The sequence below is a fragment of the Actinomadura sp. NPDC023710 genome (genome assembly GCF_040639875.1).
Classification (GTDB): domain Bacteria; phylum Actinomycetota; class Actinomycetes; order Streptosporangiales; family Streptosporangiaceae; genus Spirillospora; species Spirillospora citrea.
The window spans coordinates 1-26,531 of sequence record NZ_JBFAGB010000073.1 but is presented as its reverse complement, the minus strand read 5'-3'; the positions used below and the strand labels follow the sequence as shown (position 1 = coordinate 26,531).

21 protein-coding genes are annotated in these 26,531 nt (G+C 73.5%); 12 read left to right on the top strand and 9 right to left on the bottom strand.

The window, feature by feature from the left end; all coding sequences use genetic code 11:
• The coding region (locus AB0H37_RS43235; protein ID WP_360618474.1) for an alcohol dehydrogenase catalytic domain-containing protein at positions 1-237 on the bottom strand (237 nt) is incomplete at its 3' end.
• Between the two features lie 157 nt (positions 238-394).
• Here AB0H37_RS43235 and AB0H37_RS43230 point away from each other — a divergent pair.
• Positions 395-1,666, top strand: a complete 1,272-nt coding sequence (locus tag AB0H37_RS43230; RefSeq protein WP_329090007.1) for a hypothetical protein — start codon at positions 395-397, stop codon at positions 1,664-1,666.
• Here the strand turns inward: AB0H37_RS43230 and AB0H37_RS43225 are convergent.
• Together AB0H37_RS43225 and AB0H37_RS43220 are read right to left on the bottom strand one after the other, a co-directional pair.
• Positions 1,659-2,192, bottom strand: a complete 534-nt coding sequence (locus AB0H37_RS43225) for an ATP-binding protein (protein WP_329090009.1) — start codon at positions 2,190-2,192, stop codon at positions 1,659-1,661. The two genes, AB0H37_RS43230 and AB0H37_RS43225, sit on opposite strands and share 8 nt — an antisense overlap.
• Before the next feature lie 142 nt (positions 2,193-2,334).
• Positions 2,335-3,000 carry an MBL fold metallo-hydrolase gene (locus AB0H37_RS43220; RefSeq protein WP_329090011.1) on the bottom strand — a complete coding sequence of 222 codons (666 nt, stop codon included), beginning with the start codon at positions 2,998-3,000 and terminating at the stop codon, positions 2,335-2,337.
• Positions 3,001-3,204: 204 nt separating this feature from the next.
• Here AB0H37_RS43220 and AB0H37_RS43215 point away from each other — a divergent pair, with 204 nt between their 5' ends.
• Positions 3,205-7,014 (top strand): tetratricopeptide repeat protein, encoded by a 3,810-nt coding sequence (locus AB0H37_RS43215; RefSeq protein WP_360618471.1) that lies wholly within the window; start codon positions 3,205-3,207, stop codon positions 7,012-7,014.
• A gap of 104 nt (positions 7,015-7,118) precedes the next feature.
• Complete coding sequence (locus AB0H37_RS43210) at positions 7,119-7,817, top strand: Crp/Fnr family transcriptional regulator (RefSeq protein ID WP_329090015.1); 699 nt, start codon at positions 7,119-7,121, stop codon at positions 7,815-7,817.
• Positions 7,818-7,848: 31 nt separating this feature from the next.
• On the opposite strand, the gene AB0H37_RS43205 is transcribed toward AB0H37_RS43210, so the two are convergent.
• On the bottom strand, positions 7,849-8,613 hold the full coding sequence (locus AB0H37_RS43205) for a maleylpyruvate isomerase family mycothiol-dependent enzyme (RefSeq protein ID WP_329090017.1): 765 nt from the start codon (positions 8,611-8,613) through the stop codon (positions 7,849-7,851).
• Between the two features lie 70 nt (positions 8,614-8,683).
• On the opposite strand from AB0H37_RS43205, the gene AB0H37_RS43200 reads away from it, so the two are divergent.
• From AB0H37_RS43200 to AB0H37_RS43185, 4 genes are all read left to right on the top strand, one after another.
• Positions 8,684-9,475, top strand: coding sequence for an MBL fold metallo-hydrolase (locus AB0H37_RS43200; protein WP_360618470.1), 792 nt, complete (start codon positions 8,684-8,686; stop codon positions 9,473-9,475).
• Between the two features lie 269 nt (positions 9,476-9,744).
• Positions 9,745-12,582, top strand: coding sequence for an excinuclease ABC subunit UvrA (gene uvrA, locus AB0H37_RS43195; RefSeq protein ID WP_179835312.1), 2,838 nt, complete (start codon positions 9,745-9,747; stop codon positions 12,580-12,582).
• 56 nt (positions 12,583-12,638) lie between these two features.
• Positions 12,639-13,079, top strand: a complete 441-nt coding sequence (locus AB0H37_RS43190) for a Rieske (2Fe-2S) protein (protein ID WP_179835311.1) — start codon at positions 12,639-12,641, stop codon at positions 13,077-13,079.
• A 94-nt stretch (positions 13,080-13,173) separates the two neighbouring features.
• Positions 13,174-13,683 (top strand): Rieske (2Fe-2S) protein, encoded by a 510-nt coding sequence (locus tag AB0H37_RS43185; RefSeq protein ID WP_360618468.1) that lies wholly within the window; start codon positions 13,174-13,176, stop codon positions 13,681-13,683.
• On the opposite strand, the gene AB0H37_RS43180 is transcribed toward AB0H37_RS43185, so the two are convergent.
• Positions 13,670-14,839 carry a mechanosensitive ion channel domain-containing protein gene (locus AB0H37_RS43180; RefSeq protein WP_179835309.1) on the bottom strand — a complete coding sequence of 390 codons (1,170 nt, stop codon included), beginning with the start codon at positions 14,837-14,839 and terminating at the stop codon, positions 13,670-13,672. The genes AB0H37_RS43185 and AB0H37_RS43180 overlap by 14 nt on opposite strands.
• A 169-nt stretch (positions 14,840-15,008) precedes the next feature.
• Here AB0H37_RS43180 and uvrC point away from each other — a divergent pair, with 169 nt between their 5' ends.
• The 4 genes from uvrC to whiA all read left to right on the top strand — a co-directional run bounded on the left by uvrC (position 15,009) and on the right by whiA (position 19,932).
• Positions 15,009-16,994, top strand: coding sequence for an excinuclease ABC subunit UvrC (uvrC, locus tag AB0H37_RS43175; protein WP_329090027.1), 1,986 nt, complete (start codon positions 15,009-15,011; stop codon positions 16,992-16,994).
• A complete protein-coding gene (gene rapZ, locus AB0H37_RS43170; protein ID WP_179835307.1) occupies positions 16,991-17,869 on the top strand; it encodes an RNase adapter RapZ in 879 nt (292 codons plus the stop codon). Before uvrC ends, rapZ begins: the two co-directional genes overlap by 4 nt.
• A gap of 52 nt (positions 17,870-17,921) precedes the next feature.
• Positions 17,922-18,890 (top strand): uridine diphosphate-N-acetylglucosamine-binding protein YvcK, encoded by a 969-nt coding sequence (gene yvcK / locus AB0H37_RS43165; protein WP_229810297.1) that lies wholly within the window; start codon positions 17,922-17,924, stop codon positions 18,888-18,890.
• Positions 18,891-18,951: 61 nt separating this feature from the next.
• The gene (gene whiA, locus AB0H37_RS43160) at positions 18,952-19,932 is read left to right on the top strand and encodes a DNA-binding protein WhiA (protein ID WP_179835305.1); all 981 of its coding nucleotides are present in this window, start codon (positions 18,952-18,954) and stop codon (positions 19,930-19,932) included.
• An 85-nt stretch (positions 19,933-20,017) separates the two neighbouring features.
• On the opposite strand, the gene AB0H37_RS43155 is transcribed toward whiA, so the two are convergent.
• The 4 genes from AB0H37_RS43155 to AB0H37_RS43140 form a co-directional block, all read right to left on the bottom strand.
• Complete coding sequence (locus AB0H37_RS43155; RefSeq protein ID WP_360618466.1) at positions 20,018-21,868, bottom strand: heparinase II/III family protein; 1,851 nt, start codon at positions 21,866-21,868, stop codon at positions 20,018-20,020.
• Between the two features lie 78 nt (positions 21,869-21,946).
• Complete coding sequence (locus tag AB0H37_RS43150) at positions 21,947-23,161, bottom strand: hypothetical protein (protein WP_360618464.1); 1,215 nt, start codon at positions 23,159-23,161, stop codon at positions 21,947-21,949.
• The gene (locus AB0H37_RS43145) at positions 23,151-24,470 is read right to left on the bottom strand and encodes a hypothetical protein (protein ID WP_360618463.1); all 1,320 of its coding nucleotides are present in this window, start codon (positions 24,468-24,470) and stop codon (positions 23,151-23,153) included. Before AB0H37_RS43145 ends, AB0H37_RS43150 begins: the two co-directional genes overlap by 11 nt.
• Positions 24,467-25,219: a hypothetical protein gene (locus AB0H37_RS43140; protein ID WP_360618462.1), complete on the bottom strand. Its 753-nt coding sequence runs from the start codon at positions 25,217-25,219 to the stop codon at positions 24,467-24,469. The genes AB0H37_RS43145 and AB0H37_RS43140 overlap by 4 nt, the downstream gene beginning before the upstream one ends.
• 223 nt (positions 25,220-25,442) lie before the next feature.
• Between AB0H37_RS43140 and gap the strand changes: the two genes are divergently transcribed.
• The gene (gap, locus tag AB0H37_RS43135) at positions 25,443-26,447 is read left to right on the top strand and encodes a type I glyceraldehyde-3-phosphate dehydrogenase (RefSeq protein WP_179835300.1); all 1,005 of its coding nucleotides are present in this window, start codon (positions 25,443-25,445) and stop codon (positions 26,445-26,447) included.
• Positions 26,448-26,531 lie beyond the last annotated feature (84 nt).

Sequence of the window (26,531 nt, the reverse complement as noted above, 5' to 3'; positions counted from 1 at the left end):
CACCTCGGTCACACCATCGCCCACCGACTCCACGACCCCGGCGGCCTCGTGCCCGAGCAGGAACGGGAACTCGTCGTTGATCCCGCCCTCGCGGTAGTGCAGGTCGGTGTGGCAGACCCCGCACGCCTGGACCTGCACGACCGCCTCACCCGGACCCGGGTCCGGCACGACGATCGTCTCGATCCGCACCGGCTGTCCCTTGCCGGGTGCGACGACCCCGCGTACCCGCTGCGCCATGCTGCCGCCTCTCGTCGTCTCGATCTCCCCCCGACCCTACCCACGCCCCGCCCGCCGTCCTCGTCACTTCCGGCCGGGGGACCCTCTCAGGTAGCGGACGCGAGATCACCTGCTGGCGCGATGCGGGTCCGGGCGGGCGGGCACGAGGCTCACCCCCATGACGAACACCATGACCCGCCTGACCGCCGGGATGCTCGCCGCCGCCGCGATCACGGCCGCCGGCGTCGCCGCCGCGTCCGCCGGGGCGTTCGAGCGCCCGGCCACCGATCGCAAGGCGGGGGCCGTCGCTCAGCAGAGCGCCGCACGCGGACATCTGGTCTCCGCGACCCACCTCACCACCATGTCCGCGGACAGGGTCCGTACCTGGCTGGCGTCCGATGACTTCGACACCGCGTCCGTCCGCCATGGCGTGGACACCTACCGGCTCGTCTACCGGACGGTCGACACCCGGGGCCGCGCGACGACCGCCACGGGTCTGGTCGCCCTGCCTCGCAGCCGGGACCGCCGCCTCGCCACGGTCTCCTACACGCACGGCACCATGAGCTACAAGCCGGACGCCCCCTCGAAGACGAAGGAGGTCTGGGGCCCCGGCGCGGCCGTCACCTATGCCGCGGCCGGGTTCGCGGCGGTCGCGCCCGACTACCTCGGCCTGGGCGAGGGGCCGGGCGTCCATCCCTGGAAGGACGTGCCGTCGGAGACGAGCGCGTCGCTCGACATGCTCCGCGCCGCGCGCCACTTCGCCCCGCGCGCGGGCCGCGCCCTGGACGGCCGGGTCTTCGTCACCGGCTTCTCGCAGGGCGCCTCGTCCGCCCTCGGGCTGGCGCGGGTGCTGCAGGGCGGCGCCGACCCGCACTTCCGCCTCCGCGCAGTGGCCCCTATCAGCGGCGGGTACGACTTCCGGGGCGCGGAACTGCCCGCCCTGCTGAGCGGGGAGCTCCCTGCGAAACTGTCGGTCGTCTACACGTCGTACCTGCTCACCTCCTGGAACCGCATTCACGGAGGCATCTACACGACCCCCTCGGAGCTGTTCCGCAAGCCCTACGCCGACCGCGTCGAGAAGTACTTCGACGGTACGACGCCCGGGGCCGTCATGTTCGACGGCCTGCCGAACAAGCTCAGCGATCTCCTCACTCCCCGCGGCCTTGCGGTGCTGCGCCACCCGTCCGGCACGTTCGCCGAGGCCCTGCGCGTGGACGCGGAGGTCTGCACGGCCTGGACCCCGCGCATCCCGGTCCGCCTCTACAAGATGGCCGGGGACGAGCAGGCGGTCACCGCCAACACCGACCACTGCGCCGCGGAGTTCCGCGACCGCGGCGTCACCGTGCCCGTCGTCGAATTGGGCGACCGGCTCTACGGCGGCTCCCGCCACCTCGGATCCAACCTCGCGGGCACCGCCCGGATCGTCCGCTGGTTCGGCGAGCTCAGCTGAAGTGGATGGCCTGCAGCTTGTCGGCGGCGTCGCGGTCGAGGACGGTGACGCCGGTGGCGGGCGGCAAGGGGGCGCCGCCGCGGGCCCGGGCGATCAGGGGGCGCCAGCGGCGGCAGTGGCGGGCCCACGCGGTCGAGGTGACGACGCGGCCGCGCGCGTACTGGCCGGCGCGGGCGGTCTCCGGCGCGACGTCGATGAGGATCAGGTGCAGCCGCCCGCCGCGGCGGTGGGCCAGCCAGGCGAAGCAGTGCAGGATGTGCGGCCAGGTGCCGCGGGTGTGGGCGACGACGCCGTGCCCGGCGACGATCGCGCGGCCGATGCGCCAGACGTGGGTGGACTGGACGATCGGGGTCCGCAACCGGACGGGCAGCGGCCTGAGGAAGCGCGCCCACCAGTTGCGGGACTGGCGTGAGTCGATCACCCGGACGTCCCCGGCGCGCACCGGGGTCGTCTCGTCGCCGCGCAGCCCGTACAGGCGGTTGAGCAGGGTGCTCTTGCCGGCGCCGGGCAGGCCGGCGACCAGCACCAGCGAACCCGCCGGGTAGCGCAGCGCAGGTCCCGTGTTCGCTTCGTTGGGTTGGGGAATGACCGACTCCTGGTCTCGAACCGGAAGTGTGTTGGGGCCAACGAACGTCCCCCACCACTTGTTCCGGCCCGAGCAGGAAGTGTCACCAGCCGCGGGCGCGCCACTCCGGGATTGAGGGGCGCTCCCGGCCGAGCGTCGAGTCCTTGCCGTGGCCCGGGTAGAACCAGGTGGCGTCGGGCAGGCGGTCGAAGACGCGCTCCTCCACGTCCGAGAGCAGTTGCCGGAACCGCGTCGGGTCGCCCCAGGTGTTCCCGACGCCGCCCGGGAAAAGGCTGTCGCCGGTGAACAGGTGCGGGCGGTCGGCCAGCTCGCCGCCGGCGTCGTACAGCAGCGCGATCGAGCCGGGCGTGTGGCCGCGCAGGTGGATGACGTCGAGGGACGCCTGCCCGACCGCGACGGTGTCGCCGTGCTCCACGGGCTCGGCGACCGGCTCGGGGAGGGGGGCGGTGTCGCGCGGGTGCGCGACGACCGGCGCGCCGGTCGCCCGCGCCACCTCGCTCAGCGCCATCCAGTGGTCCTCGTGGCGGTGCGTGGTGACGATCCGCGCGAGGGGGCCGTCGCCGATCAGCTCCAGCAGCCGGGGCGCCTCGTTCGCCGCGTCGATCAGCAACTGCTCTCCGGTCGCGGTGCACCGCAGCAGGTAGGCGTTGTTGTCGTACGGACCGACCGAGACCTTCGTCACCCGCAGCCCGGGCAGCTCGCGGACGTCCGGACGCCCGCCGGCCTTGACGTTACCGGTGTAGGTCATGCGCCCTCCCCGTCGATCGTTCGAAGACCATCTTCCATCATCGGCCCCCGTGATCATCCGCGACCCGGTCGCACGCCTGGAATGAGTCACCAGACGCAGCCGAACCGTGCGCTGCCGGACGGACTCTCCCCCCTTTTCACCGCACCATGAGAACTGGAAGATCAGGTTCGACGGACGTCGGCGGCGACGGCGGGAGGTGACCGGATGATCGGCGACGACCCGGGCGTCCGGCCGGGCAGCTTCTGGGAGCGGCTGGCCCCCACCGACCGGCAGGCGCTGCGCGCCATGGGCCGCCGCACCGACATCCCGCCCGGCGGCATGCTGTGCCACCAGGGGACGGTCGCGCCGGCCGTCTACGTCGTGTTCAAGGCGTCGCCGCGGGCCGCGAGCAACGCGGTGGCCAAGGAGTTCGTGGACTCCAGCGACGGCGACGAGTCGATCATCGACCTGTTCGGCGCGGGCGACATGGTCGGGGTCCTCGGTCCGTGGGGGCATCCGCAGCGCGCCACGGTCGCCGCGCTGGACCACGTCACGGCGCTGCGCGTGGACCGCGGCAAGTTCCGCAGCCTGCTGGCGGCGAGCCCGCAGGTCGCCGAGGCGATGATGCACGCCGTCTCCGAGAGCGTCACCTACGGCGGCCGCCGGCACGCGGTGCGGGCCGCCGACCATCCCCAGCGGCTCGCCTACCACCTGCTGGAGCTGGCGTACCGGTTCGGCGAGCCCGCCCCCGGGCAGGGCACGCGGATCCCCCTGCGGCTCAGCCAGGCGGAGCTGGCGAACTGGGCGGGGGTCTCCCGCGAGACGCTGGTGCGCTGGTTCCGGGCGTGGCGGGCCAAGGGCATCCTGGACCAGCGGGCCCGCCCGCTGACGGTCCTCGACGTCGAACGGCTCCGCCGCGCCGCGAGCCCCTGGGGCGACGACTGGCCGGCCGCCGAGACCGAGCGCTCGCCCGAGGACGCGCTGGGGCAGGGCGCCGGGATCGCCGCGCGCGAACCGGTGCGCCTGGGAGCGCCGGCCGGGCCGCCCGCCGTACGCCTCCCCGCCGACAACCCCTACTTCGCCGGGCGCGTGGTCAGCCTCGGCAAGCTCGATCTGCTGGTCGGCCAGTCCGTGTGGCCGCGCGCCGTCGTGGTCCAGGGAATGGCGGGCGTCGGCAAGACCACGCTGGCGCTGCACTGGGCGCACCGGGTCGTCGACCGCTTCCCCGACGGCGTCCTGTTCGCCGACCTGCGCGGCACGTCCCGCAGCCCCGTCACCCCGGCGGAGGCGATGGGGCAGGTGCTGCGCGCGGCGGGCGTGCCCGGCGACCAGGTCCCGCGTACGCAGGCGGAGCTGGCGGCGCAGTGCCGGTCCCTGCTCGGCGACCGCCGGATGCTGCTGATCCTCGACAACGCCGCCCGGCCCGAGCAGATCAGGCCGCTGCTGGCGGCGATGGCCTCCGGGCTGGTGGTCGTGACGAGCCGCCGGCGGCTGCCGGCCCTGCTCGAAGACGCCGACGTCCGGACGCTGGAACTGCGGGAGATGGCGACGCAGGAGGCCGTGGACCTCATCTCCAACGTCCTCGGGGTGGGCGACCCCCGTCTCCGGGAGGAGGACAAGGCTGTCGAGCGGCTCGCCCGCGAGTGCGGCCACCTGCCGCTCGCCCTCGGCGTCATGGCCGGGCGGCTGGCCGAGAACCCCGGCGAGTCGATCGCCGGGACCGTCCGGGAGCTGGCCGCCCGGGACGTCCGGGACGCCGCGCCGTACGGGCCGGGCCTCGCGGGGGCGGGCCTGGGCGACGGCGCGGCGCCCGGCACGTCGGGGACGGCGCTGCTGGCCGTTCTCAGCCCGACGTTCGACGTCGCCTACCGGAGCCTGCGCCGCGGGCAGCGCGAGGCGTTCCGCAGGCTCGGCCTGGTCACCGGCCCCGACTTCACGCCCACCGCCCTCGCCGCCTTGCGCGACGGCACGGTCGGCGAGGCGCGCGAATGCCTGGAGGGACTGCGCCAGGCGTACCTGGTGCACGACGTGGGGCCGGACCGCTACCGGATGCACGACCTGCTGCGCGACTTCGCCCGCGAACGGGGCCTGCGCGAGGACTCCGACGGCGAACTCCAGGCGGCGCAGCGGCGGCTGCTGGCCGGCTACCTCGCCGAGGCGCGCCACGCGGGGGACGCCATGGCGGCGCGGTCCCGTCCGAGGGCGCATCCGGGGGAGGCGCAGGGACGTCCGTCCGCCGCCGCGGAGCGCGCCGCCGGGCTCGCCTGGTTCGAGGCCGAGCGGCGCAACCTGGTCGCCGCGGTGCACCAGGCCGCCCGGCTCGGCCTGCACCGGACGTGCTGGGAGCTCGCCGACGCGCTGTTCGACTTCCAGGAGTTCCGCCGCTACAGCGAGGACAGCATCGCCGTCCACCAGGCGGGCCTGCACGCCGCCCGCACCGAGGAGGACTGGGCGGCCGCGGCCGTCATGCTCCACAACCTGGCGATGGCGCACTTCGAGCTGGGCGACTCCGTCCAGGCCATCGGATACGGGGAGGACGCGCGTCGCGGGTTCCGTGCCGCCGACCCGCCCGACCGCTACGGGGAGGCCGCCACCCTGGCCACCCTGGCCGACGTCCACGTGGCGCTGGGGCGCTACCTGACGGCGATCGACCACGCGCGGCGCTCCCTCGCCGTCCACGGGCAGCTGCAAGACGACGCGGGAACGGCCAAGGGCCACGACATCCTGGCCAGGGCATACCTGGGCCTCGGCGACTACGAGACGGCTCTGGACCACGCCGCCAAGGCGCTCGATGTCCGCCGCCGTACGCAAGACCAACCGGGAGTGGCCGAGACCCTGCTCACCGTGGCCCAGGTACACCGCCGCCAGGGGAACGTCCACGGCGCGGTCTCGCACGCTCTGGAGGCGCTCGCCATCCGGCAGGAACTCGCCGACATGCACGGCGCCGCGCAGGCGCTGACCGAGCTCGCGCGGATGAACGCCGCGCTCGGCCTGCGCGACCTGGCGCAACAGGACGCCGAGCAGGCGCTGCGCACCTACCGCGCCCTCGGCGCCCGCCACGGGGAGGCGCGGGCGCTGACCACGCTCGGCATGCTCATGTGCGACGCGACGCGGTTCGCCGAGGCGTTCACCTACTGCGGGCAGGCGCTGCGGCTGCACCGCGACACCAGCGACCGCCACGGCGAGGCCGAGGCGCTCGCGCAGATCGGGATCGTCCACTGGCGCCTCGGGCGGTACCGCGAGGCGCGCGAGCACCTCCTGCGCGCCCTGGAGATCCGCCGCGAGATCGGCGACCAGCACGGCGAGGCCAACGACCTGGAGCACCTGTCGGTGGTGATGCGGCGCCTCGGCCGCCACCAGGAGGCGTTCGTCCTCGGCCTGGAGGCCCTGGACCTGTGGCACCGGCTCGGCGCGCGGGGCGGGATGGCCGGCACGCTCGGCAGCCTGGCCCGCACGTACTCGCGGCTCGGCCTGCCCGAGGACGCCGAGCGCGCCGCCCGGCAGGCGCTGGGCTTCCGCGAGTCCGGCGGCGACTGGTACGGCCTCGGCGTCGGCATGGACACCCTCGCCGCCGTGCTGCGCCGCGCCGGCCGTCCCGAGGAGGCCCTGGAGCGGGAGCTGGAGGCGCTGCGCATCCTCGGCGAGGTCGGCGACCGGCACAGCGAGGCCGTCGCCCTGGTCCACCTCGCCGCCATCCACCTCGACCTCGGCCGCGCCGGCGAGGCACTCGCGACCGGGCGGTGCGCCCTCGACCTCGCCGCCGAGCTCGGCGCCACCCGCGAGCAGGCCCACGCCCTGCACGGCATGGCCCGCGCGTCCCAGCTGACCGGCGAGCACGCCCGCGCGGTGGAGCACGTCACCGCCGAGATCGCCATCCGCCGCGAGACCGACGACCAGCGGGGCCTGCGGCGGGCGCTGGAGCTGCTGCGCGACTCCCACCTGGCCCTCGGCGACCAGGCCGCGGCCGCGGACTGCGTCCGCCGCGTCCGCGCCCTGGACGGCCTGCTCGCCCCGGAAAGACCGCTCGACGTGTGACCGATGACGTGGTCGGCCGGCCCCGGGGCGCGTTCACTGGACCGCAACGCAAGCGATCATGAAGCCCGGGGCCCGGCCGGATCCGGGTCCGGTGAGGAGGCGAGATGCAGACCCCCCGGTTCTGGGACGCGCTGACCCCCCGCGCCCAGGAGGCCCTGCGGCGGGCGGGCGCCCCGGTGCTGATCAGGCCCGGTGCGTTCCTGACGCGCGAGCACACCCGCGCCGCCCAGGTCTTCGTCCTGCGGTCCGGGGCGGTGAAGGTCTGGGTGGACCGGGACGGCGAGACCGCCATCCTCGACGTCCTCGGCCCCGGCGACCTGGTGGGGGAGCTGGAGGCGGTGGACGGCGGGGCCCGGCACGCCAACGCCGAGGCGCTGACGCGGGTCGAGGCCCTCGTCCTGCCCGCCGCGCGGTTCCGGGGCGTCCTGGACGCCCAGCCCGGCTCGGTGTGGGCCGTCGCCGCCGTCCTCGCCGAACGGCTCCGCGACGCCAACGAGCTGCGCGCCGCGCACTTCCCCGACGATCCCGAGCGCCGCCTCGCCGGCCGGCTCCTGCGCCTCGCGGCGCGGTTCGGCTCCCCGGTCAAGCGGGAGCGCCCGGACGGCGTGACCGAGGAGGGCGTCCTCGTCCAGGTCCCGGTCACCCAGCAGGATCTCGGCCGCTGGGCCGGCATGGGCCGCCGCAAGGTCGCCCAGATCCTGGCGGCCGAGCCGGTGCGCGGCTGCGTGACCGTCGCCCGGAGCGCGATCGCCGTCCGCTCCGCGGACGCCCTGCACCGGCTCGCGGGCGACGACCCTCCCTAGGCCGACGGCCCTTCCCCGGGCCCCGGCCCTCTCACCGGCCCGACTCCTCCGAGAACCGGGAGGGCTCGTGCGGCCAGGGCGGCGGCGCGGGCAGCGGGCCGTCAGGGCGGAGGTGCACGCCCGCGCCGTCCGACCGTCCGCTCAGCCAGCCCAGCAGCGCCCGCCCGGAGCCGGACGCCTCAGGGCCGCCGGGCGTCCAGCCGAGCTCGGCGGTCTCGCCGGAGTCGGTCGCGGTGATCCGCAACCCGGCCAGCTCCCCGAGGAGCCGGTCCGGCAGCGCCGCCATGTCCGCCAGCGTGGCCGCCGCGGACCACCGGACGTAGGGCTCGGGCCAGTCGGCGGGGCCGTACCCGGCGGCGAGGTCGACGTGGTGGGCCTCCACCTCGTTCCAGCGGCGGAACACCGTGTACCAGGCCGGATGGGGCCAGCCCATCATCGCGCGCACCGGCGCGCTGCCGGCGCTCTCGGGCAGTGACCGGGCCTGCTCGGAGAAGCGCGCCTGCGTCGCCCGGACGTCCGCGACCAGCTCGCCGCGGCCGCGTCCCGCGCCCGCGGCGACGTCGGCGTTGCGCCGCTCCAGGCTCGGGTACTGCGGGATCTCCGTCCCCGTTCGCGCCGCTTCGAGCAGGTTCCACAGGGAGTCGGCGTTGCGCGCGATGTGCGTCGCCACGTGCCCGCGGCTCCACCCCGGCAGCGCGGACGCGCCCCGCAGGGCGTGGTCGGACAGCCCCTCCAGCGTCGCGGCGATCCGCTCCACGCCCGCGTCCAGCTCGTCGATCACGTCGCGCCAGTCCATGATCCCTCCTCGCCGAAAAGGACGCTCCATCCTGTCGCACCGGCCCGGCCCGCGCCAGACAATGGTGATCATGGAGCTTCCGATCTGCGTGACGTGCGGCGTCCAGTACGCCGGGCCCCGTCCGGACTGCCCGATCTGCGAGGACGAGCGGCAGTACGTCGGCTGGGAGGGCCAGAGGTGGACGACTCTGGAGGAACTGCGCGCCGGTCACCATGGCCGTGTCGCCGAGGAGGGCCCGGGCGTCGTCGGGATCGGCGCCGAGCCGTCCATCGCCATCGGCCAGCGCGCCCTCCTCCTGCGCGCCCCGTCCGGCAACGTCCTGTGGGACATGGTCACCCACATCGACGACGACCTCGTCAGCCGCGTGAACGACCTCGGCGGCGTCTCCGCGATCGCGATCAGCCACCCGCACTACTACGGCACCATGATCGAGTGGGCGCGGGCGTTCGACGCCCCCGTCCACATCCACGAGGCCGACCGCCGGTGGGTGGCCCGCCCGGACGACGCGGTCTCCTTCTGGTCGGGCGACACCCTCGAACTGGCCGACGGCCTCACGCTGATCAACGCGGGCGTCCACTTCGCGGGCGGCCAGGTCCTGCACTGGCGCGACGCCCGCGCCCTCTTCTCCGGCGACATCGTGCAGGTCGTCAACGACCGCGACTGGGTGAGCTTCATGTACTCCTACCCGAACTACATCCCCGAGCGCCCCCGCGTGGTCCGCCGCGCCCTGCGCCTCCTGGAGCCCTACGACTTCGACCGCGTCTACGGCGCCTGGTGGAAGAAGATCGTCTACAGCGGCGGAAAGGACGCCGTCCGCCGCTCTGCCGAGCGCTACCTCTCGCACGCGCTCGACGACGAGTGACCTGGGCGGTCGCGTCCACGACCGGAGTGCGTTCCGGGTGGTCGGAAGGGGTGCCGCGCTTCCGGCGGTGTTCCGGTGGCGGGCGGCGTTCGAACACGTGTACGGTGCGATGGTGCCGTCCCGACCGCTCGGATCGGCCGGGTAGCGTCATGAAATGCAGCGGCGCTCGCCGCTGTTGAGAAGTCGGGGGATCCTGCCGCACCCCGTGGCTAGCCTTGATACCGAGCCGAATCCGCAGATCGCCGCGCCCAGAAGAGGACCGGAAGAACGTGCATGACCGACTCATCGTGCGTGGAGCACGCGAGCACAACCTGAAGGACGTCTCGCTCGACCTTCCGCGGGACGCCATGATCGTGTTCACCGGTCTGTCGGGTTCGGGGAAGTCCAGCCTGGCCTTCGACACGATCTTCGCCGAGGGGCAGCGCCGGTACGTCGAGTCGCTGTCGGCCTACGCCCGGCAGTTCCTCGGGCAGATGGACAAGCCCGACGTCGACTTCATCGAGGGGCTGTCCCCGGCGGTCTCGATCGACCAGAAGTCGACCAGCAAGAATCCCCGCTCCACGGTCGGGACGATCACCGAGGTCTACGACTACCTGCGGCTGCTCTACGCCCGGATCGGGCACCCGCACTGCCCCGAGTGCGGCCGGCCGATCAGCCGGCAGGCGCCGCAGCAGATCGTCGACCGGGTGCTGGAACTGGAGCAGGGCGCCCGGTTCCAGGTGCTGGCGCCGGTGATCCGCGGTCGCAAGGGCGAGTACCTGGAGCTGTTCCGCGAGCTGCAGTCCAAGGGCTACTCGCGGGCGCTGGTCGACGGGCAGATGATCCGCCTGGACGAGCCGCCCCCGCTGAAGAAGCAGGAGAAGCACGACATCTCCGTCGTGGTCGACCGGCTCTCGGTGAAGGACTCCGCCCGCCAGCGGCTCGCCGACTCGGTCGAGACGGCCCTCGGCCTGGCGGGCGGCACGATCGTCCTCGACTTCGTCGACCTGCCCGAGGACGACGAGCACCGCACCCGGATGTACTCCGAGCACCTCTACTGCCCCTACGACGACCTGTCGTTCGAGGAGCTGGAGCCGCGCTCGTTCTCGTTCAACTCGCCGTACGGAGCCTGTCCCGACTGCACCGGCCTCGGGACGCGCATGGAGGTCGACGCCGAGCTCGTCGTCCCCGACGGGGAGCTGTCGCTCGGCGAGGGCGCGATCCAGCCGTGGTCGGGCGGGCACGTCAGCGAGTACTTCCTGCGGCTGCTGTCGGCGCTGGGCGACGCGATGGGCTTCGACCTGAACACGCCCTGGGACCGGCTGCCCGCCAAGGCGCGCAAGGCGATCCTGAACGGGCACGAGACGCAGGTCCACGTCCGCTACAAGAACCGCTACGGCCGGACGAGGTCGTACTACACGGCCTACGAGGGCGTCGTCCCCTACATCCAGCGGCGCCACGCGGAGTCCGAGAGCGACTCCAGCCGGGAGCGGTTCGAGGGCTACATGCGGGAGATCCCGTGCCCGACCTGCGAGGGTGCCCGGCTGAAGCCGGTCGTGCTCGCCGTCACCATGGGCGGGATGTCGATCGCCGAGGTGGCCGCGATGCCGATCGGCGAGGCCGCGAAGTTCCTGCTGGCGCTCGAACTGAACGAGCGCGAGACCCACATCGCCGAACGCGTCCTGAAGGAGATCAACGCCCGGCTCGGCTTCCTGCTGGACGTCGGCCTCGACTACCTCACCCTCGACCGGGCCTCGGCGACCCTCGCGGGCGGAGAGGCCCAGCGCATCCGGCTGGCGACGCAGATCGGCTCGGGTCTGGTCGGCGTCCTGTACGTGCTGGACGAGCCGTCCATCGGCCTGCACCAGCGCGACAACCACCGGCTGCTGGAGACGCTGCTCCGGCTGCGCGACATGGGCAACACCCTGATCGTCGTCGAGCACGACGAGGACACCATCGCCGCCGCCGACTGGATCGTCGACATCGGGCCGCGCGCGGGCGAGCACGGCGGCGAGATCGTCGTCTCCGGCACGGTCGAGGACCTGAAGAAGTCCGACCGCTCCCTGACCGGCGCCTACCTGGACGGGCGCCGCGAGATCGCCGTCCCGCAGATCCGGCGGCCGCGCACCAGGGGCCGCGAGGTCACCGTCAAGGGCGCGCAGCAGAACAACCTGCGCGACGTCGACGTGTCGTTCCCGCTCGGCGTCCTCACCGCCGTCACCGGTGTCTCGGGATCCGGCAAGTCGACGCTGGTCAACGACATCCTCTACAACTCGCTCGCGAAGAAGCTGAACGGGGCGAAGACCGTCCCCGGCAAGCACAAGCGCGTCAACGGCGTCGACCAGCTCGACAAGGTCGTGCACGTCGACCAGTCGCCGATCGGCCGCACCCCGCGGTCCAACCCGGCGACCTACACCGGCGTGTTCGACCACATCCGCAAGCTGTTCGCCCAGACCACCGAGGCGAAGGTGCGCGGCTACCAGCCCGGCCGGTTCTCCTTCAACGTCAAGGGCGGCCGCTGCGAGAACTGCTCCGGCGACGGCACCATCAAGATCGAGATGAACTTCCTGCCGGACGTCTACGTCCCGTGCGAGGTCTGCCACGGCGCCCGCTACAACCGGGAGACCCTGGAGGTCCACTACAAGGGCAAGACGATCTCCGAGGTGCTCGACATGCCGATCGAGCAGGCCACCACGTTCTTCGAGCCGATCACGGCGATCCACCGGCACCTGAAGACGCTGAACGACGTCGGCCTCGGCTACGTCCGGCTCGGCCAGCCCGCCCCGACCCTGTCCGGCGGCGAGGCGCAGCGCGTCAAGCTGGCGTCCGAGCTGCAGAAGCGCTCCACCGGCCGCACCATCTACGTGCTGGACGAGCCGACCACCGGCCTGCACTTCGAGGACATCCGCAAGCTCCTCGGCGTGCTGAACGGCCTGGTCGACAAGGGCAACACGGTCCTGGTCATCGAGCACAACCTCGACGTCATCAAGACCGCCGACTGGATCATCGACATGGGCCCCGAGGGCGGCTCGCGCGGCGGCACGGTCGTCGCCACCGGCACCCCCGAGGAGGTCGCCGAGGTCGAGGCCAGCCACACCGGCCAGTTCCTCAAGAAGCTCCTCGTCTGAGCCCCCGTCGGGCGGGTCGGTGCGGGACGGGTGAAGCCGTCCACCAGGATGGAACCATGGGAGACGAAGTGACGCCCGGGGCCGCCGAGGCCGCCGGGAGCGGGGGAGTCGGCCGGCGCGCGGTGCTGTGCGGGGCGGGGGCGCTCGGCGCCGCGGCGCTCGCGGGGTGCGCGTCCGGAGGCGGGGCCAAGCCCGCCGAGGACCTCAAGGGGAAGCAGATCGCGAAAGCCGCCGACATCCCGGTCGGCGGCGGCAAGATCTATGGCGACGAGAAGGTCGTGGTGACCCAGCCGAGCCAGGGCGCGTACAAGGCGTTCACGGCGGTGTGCACCCACCAGGGCTGCACGGTCGGCGGGGTGTCGAACGGGCTGATCAAGTGCCACTGCCACGGCAGCGAATTCAAGATCACCGACGGCTCGGTGGAGCGCGGCCCCGCGAAGGAGCCGCTCAAGGAGTACCCCGTGCAGGTCGAGGGCGGCGGCATCGTCGTCACCTGATCACCGTTTTGGTTCCGCTTTGAACCAACTCGCTCGCGCATCCGTGCTTCCCGGTGACGGACAGGAACCGAGAGAGGTCACCGGAGGGGCGAGAATGCCACACAGGTCCGAGACGCAGGCGGACGGAACGGAGCGCACGCCGGGGGAGGCCGCGCCAGGGGAGTCCCCCGCGGGCGGTACCCGCAGGGGACTTCTCCTCGGCGCCGGACTCGCGGGCGTGGCCGGGCTGGCGGCGGCGTGCGGCGGCGAATCGGGCGACGGCGGCTCCGGCTCCGGCTCCGGCGGCTCCGGGGACGGGAGCGGTGGCGGCGGGACGGGTGCGGCCCTGGCTTCGGTGAGCGAGATCCCGGTCGGCGGCGGCAAGGTGTTCGAGGACGCCAAGGTCGTCGTCTGCCAGCCCCGCCAGGGCGAGTTCACGGCGTTCTCCGCGACCTGCACCCACCGGGGATGCAGCGTCGGATCGGTGTCCGGAGGCACGATCAACTGCCCCTGCCACGGCAGCAAGTTCAAGATCACGGACGGGTCGGTGGCGAGCCCGCCCGCCGACGAGCCGCTGGCGGAGAAGAAGGTCACCGTCCAGGGCGGGAAGATCACGCTCGCCTGAGCGACTTCGCGCGCGCCGGGCCGTCCTCACGGGGGACGGCCCGCGCGCCGTCGGCGTGCCGTCCCTCCGCCACCTCGTCCTCGGTGGCCGGTGCCGGGTCGTCCGCCTCGGCCTCGGCGCCGTCCACGACGGGTTCGGGGCCGACGCGGAGCCGGGGGAGGGCCTCCGGATGGCGGTCGCGGATGTAGGAGACCAGGTACTCGCGAACGTCGCAGCGCAGGTCCCAGGTGCTCGCCGAGTCGGCGGCGCTCATCAGCGCGCGCACCGTGACGAGGCCGCTCGGCAAAACGTCCACCACCTGCAGCATCCACTCCCGCCGGTCCCACAGCGGGTTCTCCTTCAGCGCCGAGTACAGCTCGGCGCGCAGGTCCTCGACCGGGACCGTCCAGTCCACGTGCAGCTCGACCGAGCCGAGCAGGCGGCTGGAGTGCCGGGTCCAGTTCTCGAACGGCTGCTCGGTGAAGTGCGACACCGGGAAGATCATGCGCCGGTCGTCCCAGAGCTGCAGGACGACGTACGACAGCGTCAGCTCCTCGACCCGGCCCCAGATGCCCTGCGTGACGACGACGTCGTCCAGGCGCAGGGCGTCGCTGAACGCCAGCTGCAACCCGGCCAGCAGGTTGCCGAGGGTCGGCCGCGCCGCGATGCCGACCACCAGGCCGGCGACGCCCGCCGAGGCCAGCACCCCGGCCCCGACCGCCCGCACGGCGGGGAAGGTGAACAGCGCCGCTCCGACGGCGAGCACCACGAGGATGACGGCGGCGATGCGGCGCAGCAGCAGCATCTGCGTGCGGGCGCGCCTGGCCCGCCGGTTGCGCTCGCCCTCGATCCGCATCAGCCGCGCCAGCGGCGGGTCGCTCAGCGCGTAGCCGATCCGCATCACCAGCCATGTGGAGGCGCCGATCGCCGCGATCCGCATCGCGTGCCGGACCACGTCCTCGGCGTGCCCGCCGATGACCTGGTACGGCATCGCGGTGCTGGAGCCGACCACCGCCGCGAACGCGAACGCGGGCGCGGCGCAGCGCCGGGCGACCCGGCCCGCGCCGGGCCACCGGTGCGACAGCCGGCCGGCGACGAGCCGGCGGCCCGCCTCCACGACGACCACGGATGTGCCGACGGCGGCGGCCAGGATGATCCATGCCCAGAGTGCGGACACGTGTGCGATGACCCCCTTCCGGATCCGAGGAACCGTTTGACCCTCCCTTTCCGGAGGATTGGCGAACATCCGGGCGGTAGGGAGAGATCTACGTCACCTTGGGGGCCGCGCGGCGTCGCCGGCCGCGCGGGGGCACGGCGTGTCGGTGCCGCCCATTAGGCTTTCGAGCGTGGCAGATCCGGCGACCTACCGACCCGCACCCGGCTCCATCCCGGAATCCCCGGGGGTGTACCGGTTCCGCGACGAGCACGGGCGGGTCATCTACGTGGGCAAGGCCAAGAACCTGCGCTCGCGGCTGGGCTCCTACTTCGCCGACTTCTCCGCCCTGCACCCCCGCACCCAGACGATGGTGCAGACGGCCGCGCGCGTCGACTGGACGGTCGTCGGCACCGAGGTCGAGGCCCTCCAGCTGGAGTACTCCTGGATCAAGGAGTTCGACCCCAGGTTCAACGTCCGCTACCGCGACGACAAGTCCTATCCCTATCTCGCCGTCACCCTGAACGAGGAGTTCCCGAGGGTGATGGTGATGCGGGGCGCCAAGCGCAAGGGCGTGCGCTACTTCGGGCCGTACTCCCACGCGTGGGCGATCCGGGAGACGGTCGACCTGCTGCTGCGCGTGTTCCCCGTCCGGACGTGCAGCGCCGGCGTGTTCAAACGGCAGCACCAGCTCGACCGGCCCTGCCTGCTCGGCTACATCGGCAAGTGCTCGGCGCCGTGCGTCGGCCGCGTCTCGCCCGGCGAGCACCGCCTGCTCGCCGAGGACTTCTGCGACTTCATGGCGGGCAACACCACCCGGTTCATCAAGCGCCTCGAACGCGACATGCGCGAGGCCGCCACGTCCCAGGAGTACGAGCGCGCCGCCCGGCTGCGCGACGACATCCGCGCCCTGGAGCGCGCCCTGGAGAAGCAGGCGGTCGTGCTGCCCGACCGCACCGACTGCGACATGATCGCCTTCGCCGAGGACGAGCTGGAGGCGGCCGTCCAGGTGTTCTACGTGCGCGGCGGCCGCATCCGCGGGCAGCGCGGCTGGGTCGTCGACAAGGTCGAGGACGTCACCACCGCCGACCTGGTCGAGCACTTCCTCATCCAGACCTACGGCGAGAGCGAGTCGGTGCCCCGCGAGGTCTTCGTCCCGGCCCTGCCGCCGGAGGAGGAGGCCATGGCCGAGCTGCTGTCGGAGCAGCGCGGCGGGCCCGTCCGGCTGCGCGTCCCGCAGCGCGGCGACAAGCGGACCCTGCTGGAGACGGTGGCGCGCAACGCCCACGAGGCGCTCAAGCAGCACAAGACGCGCCGCGCGTCCGACCTCACCACCCGCAGCCGCGCCCTGCAGGAGCTCCAGGAGGCCCTGGAGCTCGACGACGCGCCCCTGCGGATCGAGTGCTACGACGTGTCCAACCTGCAGGGCACCGACGTGGTCGCGTCCATGGTCGTGTTCGAGGACGGCCTGGCCCGCAAGAGCGAGTACCGCCGGTTCACCATCAAGGCCGTGGAGGGGCAGGACGACGTCCGCTCCATCCACGAGGTCATCACCCGCCGGTTCCGGCGCTATCTGGCCGAGAGCGAGAAGACCGGCGAGCTCGACACCCTCGGCGACCCGGAGGAGGAGGGCGCGCACCAGCCGATCGACCCGGAGACCGGCCGGCCGCGCAAGTTCGCCTACCCGCCCAACCTGGTCCTCGTCGACGGCGGCCCCCCGCAGGTCGCGGCCGCGCAGCGCGCCCTCGACGAGCTCGGCGTCGACGACATCGCGGTGTGCGGGATCGCCAAGCGGCTGGAGGAGCTCTGGCTCCCCGGCGAGGCCGACCCGGTCATCCTGCCGCGCAACAGCGAGGGCATGTTCCTCGTCCAGCGGGTCCGCGACGAGGCGCACCGGTTCGCCATCACCTTCCACCGGCAGCGGCGATCCCGGTCCATGACGGTCAGCGAACTCGATAACGTTCCTGGTCTGGGCCCGGCGCGGCGCGCGGCGCTGCTGAAACACTTCGGGTCGCTGAAGCGGCTGAAGGACGCGACGCCCGCGCAGGTCGCCGAGGTCCCGGGAATCGGCATGCGCAGCGCCGAGAGCATCGTCGCGGCGCTGCACGGCGGCGCCGCGCCGGCGGGCGGCGAGGATCCCGGCGGGGACGACGGGGAGCACAGGGGGAGAAGCGCATGACCAGCGATACCAAGATTCCGGACATCGTGATCGTCACCGGCATGTCCGGGGCGGGCCGCAGCACCGCGGCCAAGTCGCTGGAGGACCTCGACTGGTTCGTGGTCGACAACCTGCCGCCCGGGCTGCTGGCCACGATGGCCGACCTCGGCGGCCGGGTGAAGGACGCGGTGCCGCGCATCGCCGTCGTCGTGGACGTCCGCAGCCGCGCGTTCACCGACGACCTGCACTCCTCGATCGCCGAGCTGGAGGCCCGCGGCGTCCACCCGCGCGTGGTGTTCCTGGAGGCCGGCGACGCCGACCTCGTGCGCCGGTTCGAGAGCGTCCGCCGTCCCCACCCGCTGCAGGGCGACGGCCGCCTGGTGGACGGCATCGCCCGCGAGCGCGAGCTGGTCCGCGAGGTCCGCGCCGAGGCCGACCTGGTGATCGACACCAGCGGCCTCAACGTGCACGAGCTGCGCAACAAGATCATCGGCTTCTTCGGCAACGACAGCGGCGAGTCCAGCCTGCGCGCCACCGTCGTGTCCTTCGGCTACAAGTACGGGCTTCCGGTCGACGCCGACCTCGTCGTCGACTGCCGGTTCCTGCCGAACCCGCACTGGGTGCCGGAGCTGCGGCCGATGACGGGCCGCGACCCCGCCGTCCGCGACTACGTCCTCGGGCAGCACGGCGCCAAGGAGTTCCTGGACGCCTACGCCGAGGTGCTGCGGCTCCTCGCCGGCGGGTATGAACGTGAGGGCAAGCACTACGTGACGCTCGCCGTGGGATGTACCGGTGGAAAACACCGTAGTGTTGCCATGGCGGAACAGATTGCCGCCCGGCTGCGGGACGAGGGCATCGAGGTGCAGGTCGCCCATCGTGACCTCGGCCGCGAATGACGGCCCGCGCCGGGACCCGGCGGGGGGCCCGGACGAGGAGAGAAACGGCACGGTGAAGCCCCTCGGCCCGAAGGTCGTCGCGCTCGGCGGGGGCCACGGCCTCTACGCGTCGCTGTCGGCGCTCCGCCGCGTCACCGACCGGCTGACCGCGATCGTCACCGTCGCCGACGACGGCGGCTCCAGCGGGCGGCTGCGCCGCGAGCTCGGAGTACTGCCGCCCGGCGACCTGCGGATGGCGCTCGCCGCCCTCTGCGGCGACGACGAATGGGGCCAGACCTGGCGGGACGTCGTCCAGCACCGCTTCCGCAGCGAGGGCGACCTGCAGGGCCACGCCGTCGGCAACCTGCTCATCGTCGCGCTGTGGGAGCTCCTCCGCGGTGACGGCGCCTCGCCCGGCTCCACCGTCGCCGGGCTCGACTGGGTCGGCCGGCTGCTCGGCGCGCACGGCCGCGTGCTGCCGATGGCGGCCGTCCCGATGGACATCGTCGCCGAGGTCCGCGGCGCCGACCCCGCCAGGCCCGACGAGATCACCCATGTCAAGGGCCAGGTGGCGTGCGCCAGGACGCCCGGCAGCGTGCTCGGCGTGTCGCTGGTGCCGGCCGACCCGCCGGCCTGCCCGGAGACCCTCGCCGCCGTCGACGACGCCGACTGGATCGTGTTCGGCCCCGGCTCGTGGTTCACCAGCGTCCTGCCGCACCTGAAGGTGCCCGCGCTCGCCCGCGCCCTCACCACCGCCCGCGCCCGCCGCGTCGTCGCGCTGAACCTCGCGCAGCAGCCCGGCGAGACCGACGACTTCTCGCCGCAGACCCACCTGGAGGTGCTGCAGGCGCACGCCCCCGACCTGCGCGTGGACGTCGTCCTCGCCGACCGCGCGGTGGTGGACGACCCGGACGCCCTCGACAAGGCCGTCCAGGACCTCGGCGGACGCCTCGTGCTCGCCGACGTCGCCGCCGACGACGGATCACCGCGTCACGAACCCGCCCGTCTGGCCCAAGCCTTCGTACAGATATTCACCGAGTGACGACCGGCGCGGCCGCGATCGGCCAGACTGCTGGAAGTCCGATAGGGGGAGGGTTCATCAGATGGCGATGACCGGTGTGGTCAAGGACGAGCTGAGCAGGCTCACGGTGCTGAAGCCGTGCTGCCGCAAGGCCGAGGTCTCGACGCTGCTGCGGTTCGCGGGCGGCCTGCACCTGGTCAGCGGCCGCATCGTGATCGAGGCCGAGATCGACACCGGTGTGGCGGCCCGGCGGCTGATCAAGGACATCTCGGAGGTCTTCGGGCACACCTCCGAGGTCGTCGTGCTCGCGCCGAGCGGCCTGCGCAAGGGCAACCGCTACGTCGTGCGCGTCTTCCGGGACGGCGAGTCCCTCGCCCGGCAGACCGGCCTCATCGACAACAACGGCCGGCCCGTCCGCGGACTGCCCCGGCACGTCGTCGCGGGCGCCGCCTGCGACGCCGAGTCGGCCTGGCGCGGCGCGTTCCTCGCGCACGGCTCCCTCACCGAACCCGGCCGCTCCATGTCGCTGGAGGTGACCTGCCCCGGCCCCGAGGCCGCGCTGGCCCTCGTCGGCGCCGCCCGCCGCCTGAAGATCCACGCCAAGGCCCGCGAGGTCCGCGGCGTCGACCGCGTCGTCGTCCGCGACGGCGACGCGATCAGCGCCCTGCTCACCCGGCTCGGCGCCCACGACAGCGTCCTGGCCTGGGAGGAGCGCCGGATGCGCCGCGAGGTCCGCGCCACCGCCAACCGCCTCGCCAACTTCGACGACGCCAACCTGCGCCGCTCCGCCCGCGCCGCCGTCGCCGCCGGCGCCCGCGTCGCCCGCGCCCTGGAGATCCTCGGCGACGACGCCCCCGAGCACCTCGTCAACGCCGGCCGCCTCCGCCTGGAGCACAAGCAGGCGTCCCTGGAGGAGCTCGGCCAGCTCGCCGACCCGCCCCTCACCAAGGACGCCATCGCCGGCCGCATCCGCCGCCTCCTCGCCATGGCCGACAAGCGCGCCGGCGACCAGGGCATCCCCGGCACCGAAGCCAACCTCACCGCCGACATGCTCGCGCAGTAGCTTGTTGGCGGTACGCCCCCCATCCCCCAGGCGCTAGAGCGCCCGTGCCTTGGTTGTGCTTCCTGGGCGTGAGGGACTGGCTTGGTCAGGGGAGGCGGCGGAGGGTGCCGTCCGGGGTGGCCTCGAAGGTCAGGTGGTGGGTGGGGAAAGTTGCCTCCACGTGGAGTGTCCCGTCCGGGAGTGTGCGGGTTCGGATTGTTGGGCGGTCGTCGCCGTGGACAGGGGCGATCAGGGTCAGGATGCGGGCCGGCGGGGTTCCGCCGCGTGCGGTGAAGGAGACGACCGGGGCGGGGAGCCTTTTACGGGGGGCGGGGGCGATCCAGCCCTGCGGTGGGGTGAGCGATCCCCGGACGATCCTGGTGGATCCGCTCTTCGTGTCGGGGAGCGGGAAACGGATGAAGTGGACGCGGACGGGGCCTGCGGTGGCAATGGCGTTGAGGCCGTCCCGGACCGCGGTGAACGCCGTGGGCAGGTGCCAGAGCTGCTCGACGGGACGGGGGGCGGCGGAGCGCACCTCGTCCAGCACGACGACGGCGTCGGGATCGGACGCGGCGAGCACCGAGCGGGAGCGGGTCGTCCCGGCGAAGGCGGTGTCGGAGAACCGGAAGGTGTCGGCGCCGCGCCGGAACTCGTGCGCGACCAAGGCCGTCGCGGCGTTCTCCCGGAACGGGACGCCCCGCACCACGAGCGTGTTGTGCGCCTCCGGCGAGGCCAGCCACCTCCGCCAGGTCGTTTCGCTGTAGCCGATGTGGCCGCTCGGAACGAGGACGTCCCGGCCGAGCGCATGGAAGGTGAGCGCCATGTGGTCGTTCTGTCCGTGCGCGTACCGGGCCGGGCCGAAGCGCGCCGTGTAGGACGTCTCCTCGGTGAACGAGCGGTTCCCTCGGCCCCAACCGGACCTGCCCACCACGTATCCGGCGCGGTAGACGCGTGCCCTCTCCTTTGGCGGGACGCCTTTCGCGCCCTGCGTCGCCGCGTACCTGAGCGGGCCCGTTCCGGGGTCATCGATCTCGGAGGCCCTGGACGCGTACGACTCGCCGATCTGGAGCAGGTCTCCGGCGGGCGTGGTCTGGAAGGCGATGAACTCGTCCAGCAGCCGGTGCCGGCGGACGAGTTCGGCGGGGACCGTACGGCCGCACTCTCGCATCACCCGGAAGGCGAGCCGCCACCGGTTCCGGTCGTAGACGGCGTAGTGCGTGGACTGCTCGTTGCCTGCGCCCTCGTCGTCGATGGCCGGCCGCGCACCGCCGGGCGGGGCGAGGATCGCGTCGAGCAGGCGCCGGTGGCCGAGCCCGGCGAGGTCCGCCCGGCCGATGCCGCAGCCCGCCGTCATGAGCGTCATCGACTCGTCGGCGCCGTGGTTCCAGGGGCCCGAGTAGTGCTCGGGACGGGCCAGCCACTGCGCGTGAGCGGCGATGGCCTGGTCCAGCCACCGCCCTCCCAGGTGCCTCCGCAGGCAGACGAGGGTGGCCAGGCGGAACTTGGCGGCCTCGCCGATCGCCTCGCGCCGGTGCTCGGAGAACCGTTCCGGCCGGGTGTTGTCGGCGAGCCAGTCCTGGGCGATGCCCGCGGCCGTCCTGAGCGCGGCACGGTCTCCCGTCCGCTCGTACTCCCTGATGAGGCCGCCGAGCCATTCGAGGGAGTGGAACCAGAGCTGCCACGAGCGGTCGCCGTACGGGTCGCGGCCCCAGTCCACGTCCGTCCCGGCGGCGACGCGGACGGGGGCCGCCCTCGGTGTGGCGAACCGGCCCGAGCGAACCCGCGCCGCCGGGTTCACCCTGTCCAGGCCGTTGTAGCCGAGGCAGACGCCCCGCACCGCGGCGCGGGCCGTCACCGGCACGACGGGCGGGGCGGCGCCGTGGCAGCCGCACGACAGCGACAGCAGGAGCGCGGCGCACCCCGCGCCGCGGGCGCCTCCCCAAGATCGATGAGCCACAGTCCCACAACACACGTGGGGCCCCCTACCGGCGGACGGCCACCGGTGAAGGGTCGGTAAACATTCGGGGGCGCGCGGTCAGCGGGGAGTGTTGTCGCCGCGCAGCACGCGCTCGATGAGGTCGTCGCGGAGCTGGCCGTACCCGGTCTCGGCCCACACGCTGCGGGACGGGTCGGCCTCGTAGTAGGGGACCTCCCGGCCGTCGCGGCGGTCGGTGAGGACCTCGGGGGTGCGCTTGTCGCGGGCCGCGCGGGCGCACGGGCGGCAGGTCCGGACGCTCAGCCGCCTGCGGGAGCCGAGGGGCCGCCAGTCGAGCTCGCCGGTCGCGTCGCCGTGGAGCGGGTTGAAGAAGCACAGCGGGACGGGCGGGATCTCGGGCTTGCCCTTCGCGACGGCCTGCGCGGAGGCGAGGGCGTCGCGGCCCTGGTCGAGCAGGACCAGGACGCCGGCCAGGTCGGGGACGCCCCGCGCCGCGTCGAGGGTCTTCCCCGCGGCCTGGTAGGCGTCCAGGGCGCGGGCCACCAGGGTGCGGGGCCGTTCGCCGGAGGTCGGGACGGTGCTGTCGTCCAGCAGCTCCCCGAACGCGATGACCTCGCGGGACGCCTGCTCGCGGAGCTGGTCCTCGGTGGCGCGGTTCGCCGTGGCGAACACCGTGCGGGGCATCAGCAGCCCCTCGCCCTCGCGGCGGACGGAGGCCATCCGGCGCCGCCGCCACACCAGGAACCCGGCGACTCCGGCCGCGGCCGCGCCCGCCGCCCCGGCGCCGAGGGGCACCGCGAGCCCGCCCCCGCCCCCGCCCGTGCCGCCCTCGGGCGACGGCTCGCCGTGGCGGGCCTTGTAGCGCTTGTCGATCTCGGCGGAGACCCGGTCGTACTCCTGCTGGCCGGTGCCGGAGACGATCAGGTCGGCGACGCGGGACAGCCGGGCGGCGAGCGGCGCGTCGTCCATGGCGCGGTCCAGGGTGACCGCCCAGGCGGCGCGGTCGGCCCGGTGGTCGCCGCCCCACTCCCGGGCCCTCAGGTCCTGGGAGTCGTCGTCGAAGGTGATGAAGATCCCGTCGCGGCCGAGGCGGTCGTGGACGACGGTCGCGAGCTGCTCGGCGTCCGTCCACGTGCCGCCCTTGACGATGGGGACCAGCACGACGAAGACCGGCGCGGGCGCCTTGCGGAGCTTGGCGATGAGCGCGCGGCGGGCCGCCGCGGGAAGCGCCGACGCCAGGGACGGGTCGACGTGGACGGGGGAGCGGCGCAGGGCGGCGGCCAGCCGTTCGCCGGGGGACGGTTCAGTCAACACCGAGGTACCTCATCACACGGGGGAGGAAGGTCTTGCCGTGGGCGCCCCACGCCGTGTCGCGCCACACGCCCGGGACGAGGGTGTGGGGGCGGTGGCCGTCCGGACCCGGGATCTGCAGGAGGCGCCGCTCGTCGAGTCCCTGCCGCTCGTCGAGATCCCGGCAGTTCGCGCAGAGCGGGCACGGCCTCGGCAGGGCGCCGCCGTGCTTCTTCTCCAGCTTCCGGACGCGCCTGCGCACGACCGAGCCGCCGTGCAGCGGGTTCACCAGGCACGGGGACGGCGGGGACGCGACGTCCCGGGTCAGGGCGATGCGCCCCTGGCGGGCCAGCACGATCGCGCCGACGAGGTCGGCCGCCTTGCTCTCGTCGTCCTTGGCGTCGTCGTAGAGGATCTGCGCGGCGTCGTAGGCCGAGACGGCGTAGTCGCGCCCCTGCTCGCCGTCGGCCGTGGTGAGCAGGCGGCGGAGCCCCTCCAGATCCTTGGCTCCGTGTCGGCGCAGCCAGTGCATGCTCGGCCTGGTGCGGGCCTCGGCGTGCCCTCCGGCCCTCTGCCGGCTCGGGGAGCGCGGCCGCCCGCCCCGGCGCAGCGCCAGGACACCGAGGCCCAGCCAGTACAGGATCGCGGCCCCCGCGGGCCCGGCGAGCAGGAGGCCGGTCAGCAGCGGCGCCGTGATCTCCGGTTCGTCGGGCCTCAGCTTGTTCTCCTGCCCGAACGGGTCCGGACTCGAGTACAACCGCGGCATGGTGGGGGACGCCGAGGGCGCCGACGCGTGGCGGTCGAGCCTCCGGACGATCCGGTCGGCGAGCCCGTCGAACGGACGCTCGGAGTCGGCGGGCGTCGCGGCGCCCGGCTCGTCCTCCTCGTCCAGATCGTCCAGCGAGGAGCGGCCCCGGCGCGGCACGTTGAACGCCTCGGACTCCAGATGGCCGTGCGAGTCGGCCATCACGTAGAGGCCGTCGCGGCGCGAGCGGTCGTGCAGCATGAACAGGAACGCGTCGTCGCGGCCCTGTGACTCCGACTGGCTCGGGTTCGGCATCACCACGACGTACGCCGGCGCGCCGAGCCGCCTCGCCGTCCCGGCGACGGCGGCCCGGAGGCGGGCGCGGTCGGGCGCGCCGAGCGCCTGCGCGAGGTCCGGGTCGACGAACAGCGGATCCTCGGCCAGCGCGGCGCCCACCCGGTCGAGCCGGTGATAGGCGTGCGGGGGCGGCTCGTCGGCTGCGGCGGCGCCGGGGACGACCGCGAGCGAGGAGAGGACGAGGGCGGCGAGCACCGCCGGGAACCGCGGCACTACCGGGAGCCGCCTCATCTGCGCGCCTTCCTGGTGTTCTTCCTGGTGCTCTTCTTCGGCGGCTTCCTCGGCTGCCGCGCCCGTCTCGCCGACAGGACGCGGCGGCCGGCCAGCAGGCCCAGGATCGGGACCCCGCTCAGCGCGGCTCCGCCCCCGAACACGCCCCACTCGATGCGGGCCGCCCGCCGGTCGGCCGCGTCGTCGGCGTCCAGGGCCTTGCGGATCTTCGACTTCGGCCTCGGGCGCGGATGGTCGCGGCGCTCACCGGCGTGCCCCGACAGGGCGATGTCCACGAACCGCGCGATCACCTCCGGAGCGCCGGCGTCGTAGGGGGTCTCGAAGCCCGCGGCCGCCCAGGCGTCGTCGAGCGGGAGGCCGCGGGCGCCGCCGAAGTGGCGGAGCTCGCCGCCGCTGCCGGAGGGGGGCACCACGATGTAGACGCCGTCCCTGCGCAGCCGGTCGCGCAGCAGCGACGCGAAAGAGTCGGACGGGTTCTGCGGGCCGAGGCCCGAGGTCGGTGTCACGGCCACATACGTGGGGACGCCCAGCCGGGCCACGGACGCCTTGATCCGCGCGGCGGCGTCCGGGGGCAGCGCGCGGGGTTCGTGGTCGGTGACGTACACGGGGTCGCGGCGGAGCGCGGCGGCGATGGCGTCCGCGCGGCTCTCCGGTTTGGCGCGCTCCAGCATGGGGGCGGCCTCGGCCGGGCGGCCGAGCAGCACGGCCCCCACCAGCCCCGCCAACAGAACCGACCACCCGCGCCACATGGCCCGCGAGTGTAGTGATGATCGTGCTATGTCGTGAAAGCGGGGCGGGGCGGCGCGCTCCCCCTACCGGGGGAAGGCGGGCTCACCCCTGATTCCCACGAAACCGGTGTCCGGCTACTCGCGGGTCATTGGATAGGGTCTGAGGTGGGGTAGTACCCCGGATCGACCGTAGGTAAGAGCCCGGTTGGCACCGGGCGATACGACGTACGAGGAGAGCGGTTCCGTGACCATCCGAGTAGGCATCAACGGGTTCGGCCGGATCGGCCGCAACTTCTACCGCGCGGTGAAGGCGTCCGGGGCCGACATCGAGGTCGTGGCGGTCAACGACCTGACGGACAACGCCACGCTCGCCCAGTTGCTCAAGTACGACAGCATCCTCGGCCGCTTCCCCGAGGACGTGCGCGCCACCGAGGACGAGATCGTCGTGGGCGGCAAGGCCATCAAGGCATTCGAGGAGCGCGACCCCGCGAACCTCAAGTGGAGCGAGGTCGGCGCCGACATCGTCGTCGAGTCGACCGGCTTCTTCACCGACGCGAACAAGGCCCGGGTGCACGCCGACAACGGCGCCAAGAAGGTGATCATCTCCGCGCCGGCCAAGAACGAGGACCTCACCGTCGTCCTCGGCGTCAACGAGGACAGGTACGACCCGGCGAACCACACGGTGATCTCCAACGCGTCCTGCACCACCAACTGCCTGGCCCCGCTGGCCAAGGTGCTGCACGACAACTTCGTCATCGAGAAGGGCCTGATGACGACGATCCACGCCTACACGCAGGACCAGAACCTGCAGGACGCGCCGCACAAGGACCTGCGCCGCGCCCGCGCCGCCGCGCTGAACGTGGTCCCCACCTCCACCGGCGCCGCCAAGGCGATCGGCCTGGTGCTGCCGGAGCTGAAGGGCAAGCTGGACGGCTACGCCCTGCGCGTCCCGGTGCCGACCGGCTCGGCCACCGACCTCACCGCCGAGCTGTCCCGCGAGGTGACGGTCGAGGAGGTCAACGAGGCGTTCAGGGCCGCCGCCGACGGCCCCCTGAAGGGCTACCTCACCTACACCGAGGACCCGATCGTCTCCAGCGACATCGTCACCGACCCGGCGTCGTGCATCTTCGACTCCGGGCTGACCAAGGTCATCGGTGACCAGGTGAAGGTCGTCGGCTGGTACGACAACGAGTGGGGCTACTCCAACCGCCTCGTCGACCTGGTCAAGCTCGTCGGCTCGCAGCTGTAACCGAAGCCCGTCACCGCCGTGGGGGGGGGGGGGGGCGCCCCAGCCGGGGCCGGGGGGGACGGGCTCCCCCACCGCCAGCTCACC